Source organism: Streptomyces sp. NPDC126497 (assembly GCF_040302425.1).
In the GTDB taxonomy this organism is placed as follows: Bacteria; Actinomycetota; Actinomycetes; order Streptomycetales; family Streptomycetaceae; genus Streptomyces.
Genome location: NZ_JBEORT010000212.1, coordinates 1 through 2,474, shown reverse-complemented (window position 1 = coordinate 2,474; position 2,474 = coordinate 1). Strand labels below are relative to the sequence as shown.

Here is a 2,474-nt window from a genome sequence, read left to right as displayed (position 1 = left end):
CACCCTCCGCGCGGAGGGTGCCGCGGTGCCGCCGCTCCGGGTGTCACAGACCGGTGACCCTGCCGCTCGCCGAGATCTCGTAGACGAGGGTGACGGTGCGCCGGCCGCCCGGGGCCAGCGGGACGTTCCAGCGGACGACACCGTCCTCGTCGATGGCGTCGGGCGCGGGGGAGCAGCCGTCCCGGCGCAGGCGCACCTCCACCGCCGAGACCTCGGAGACCGGGATGCGCTCCCGGACGACGACCACCCTGTCGTCGTCCTCACCGGGGGCGGAGAACCTGGACAGGTGCAGCCGGACGGTCCGGGTGAGCACGGTCCGCTGGGTGATCCCGGCGGTCTCGCGGGTCTCCTCGGCCTCCCGCAGGACCCGGTGGTCGTCCCGGCTGCCGAAGGCCACCTCGAGGGGGGCGCCGGGGGCGGTGAAGTCCAGGGTGCCGCGTCCGGTGAACCCGCTGCCGCGGACCAGGTCGACCGGCCCGGCGAGCAGCGCGTGGCCGGACAGGTTGTCGCCCCGCACCACCTGGCCGACCAGGGGCGACAGCTCGGGCGAGCAGGCGTACTCGCTCCTCGCGGGCGAGGTGAAGGAGGAGAGCGGAACCCGGTGGGCGCGGCCGTCCGCCGGCACGGAGACCGGCGCGGGGGAGTGGAGCACGCGTACCTCCCCGCCGTCGTCCACGCCCGGCAGGCCGGGCACGGGCACGGGACCCAGGTCCGTGATCTCCTCCTCGCGCAGGCCGACGTGGACGGTGCGGCGCTCCGCGGCGGAGCGGTCCTGGAGCGTCAGCCGGTCCTCGCCGAGCCGGGGCGGTTCCGCGGCACGCGCGGAGCGGGCCGTCGACAAGGTCAGCCGTACGTCCGACCAGTCCTCGCCGGTGCGCTGCCAGACGACCGCGTCGGTGTCCAGCGTGAGCGAATCGCCGTCGAGCACGGCCCGGTAGGCGGGCCGCCACACCGCGCACGGCGTGAGATGGCTCAGACGAAGCCCGGCCCGCCCGGCGGCCGAGGCGTGCACGGTCAGCTCGATGTGGCCGACCAGCTCGGCGGGCTCGGTCTCGGAGAGCTCCATGAGCCGCCGGGTCTCGGAGAGTTCGGCGACGACACCGGTCAACTCGGCCTCCACCGCGCGCAGCCGCTCGCCGTGGGAATCGCGTTCGCCGTCCACCCGGTCCAGTTCCCGGGTCCAGCGGCCCCTCTCCGCCTCTCCAAAACCGGCGCCCTCGCCGATCTCCCGCAGCAGATCGGCGGCGAGACGGCCGAGCAGGTCGAGGCGGACACGCAGCCGGTCGCACCGCTGTTCCAGGACCGTCCGCTCCTCCTCCAGGGCCGTCACCCGCCGGCGCAGCGCGGAGTCGTCGTCGGCGGGCCGCGGCCCGCGCGGCGTCCAGCTCCGGACGATCCGCACATCGAGCACGGTCGCCGGGTGACCGGAGGTCAGTTCGGCGTGGAGGGTGCGGTCGACGGCCAGCGCGCCGACCGGTCCCAGACGCAGCCGCTGGGTGCCGGCCTCCAGGTCGAGCACGGCGGTGCGCTCGACGTGGGCACGGTCCTCCGTGCAGGTGACGGCGGTGACGGGGAGGGGGATGGGCCGCGATGACGTAGACATGGCTGTGTCAGCTCCTGCGATTGCCGCCGGTGAGGGCCTTGCCGGCCGGGATCCGGATCTCGTAGCCGCCGTCGAGCGCGGCGGTGCCTCCGGCGGGCAGCTCGATCCGCCACAGACGGGTGCCCGGCGCGTGGTGCTCCGGGCCCGTGTCACCCCCGGGCGCCGTCCAGTCGGCCCGCTCCTCGATCCGGACGTCCGGGTCGGAGGTGACGGGCACGCGCTCGCGCACCTCCACGGAGACGGGCACCGGGAGCCGGTTGGCCAGCTCCACGTGAACGCGGTGGTCGAGCACGGTGACGTTGTTGCGCAGGCCCGTGGTCGACTCGTGCAGATTCACCCGGCGGGTGACCCCGAGGGCCTCGGCCGGTCCGAGCCCCACCCGGCACACCCCGCCGGGGGCGAGCGTGGGCAGGGCGGCGGTCAGCAGGAAGTCCTCGTCCACGGTGACCTCCACCGGGCCGGCCAGCAGCGCCTGACCGGTGGCGTTGGAGAGCACCAGCGTCGTGTACACGGTCCGTTCCACGGACGGCACGCAGATGTACTCGGTCCTGAGCCCGACGGGGATCTCGCCGACGGTGACGGTGTGCCAGGTGCCGTCCGAGGGGATGTCGGCGGGCGCGGCGGCGTCGAAGCGGTGGTCGAAGGAACCCGCCGACTCGCGGGGCCGCACGGCGCACCCGGGAAGGGGCAGCGCGGTCACCGCCTCGGCGCGGCGGCGGTGCTCGACGGTCACCGGGTCGAAGCCGCCCCCGGGGAACAGCCGGCCCCGGCGTCCCTCCGGTTCGTCCGGGCCGCACAGGACGAGCGCGGAGTAGTCGAGCTCGGCGCCGTCCGGCTGCGGCGGACCGGCCACGGGCGCCGGCGGCGCGGC

At 75.6% G+C, this 2,474-nt stretch carries 2 protein-coding genes; both read right to left on the bottom strand.

What is annotated here, in order from left to right:
• Positions 1-43: 43 nt before the first annotated feature.
• Positions 44-1,603 (bottom strand): DUF4139 domain-containing protein, encoded by a 1,560-nt coding sequence (locus ABTY20_RS35095; RefSeq protein ID WP_352001190.1) that lies wholly within the window; start codon positions 1,601-1,603, stop codon positions 44-46.
• Between the two features lie 7 nt (positions 1,604-1,610).
• The coding region (locus ABTY20_RS35090; protein ID WP_352001189.1) for a DUF4139 domain-containing protein at positions 1,611-2,474 on the bottom strand (864 nt) is incomplete at its 5' end.

Bases quoted from the DNA above. Each gene is read 5' to 3' on its own strand.
- ABTY20_RS35095 (WP_352001190.1), bottom strand. From the start codon at position 1,603: ATGTCTACGTCATCGCGGCCCATCCCCCTCCCCGTCACCGCCGTCACC.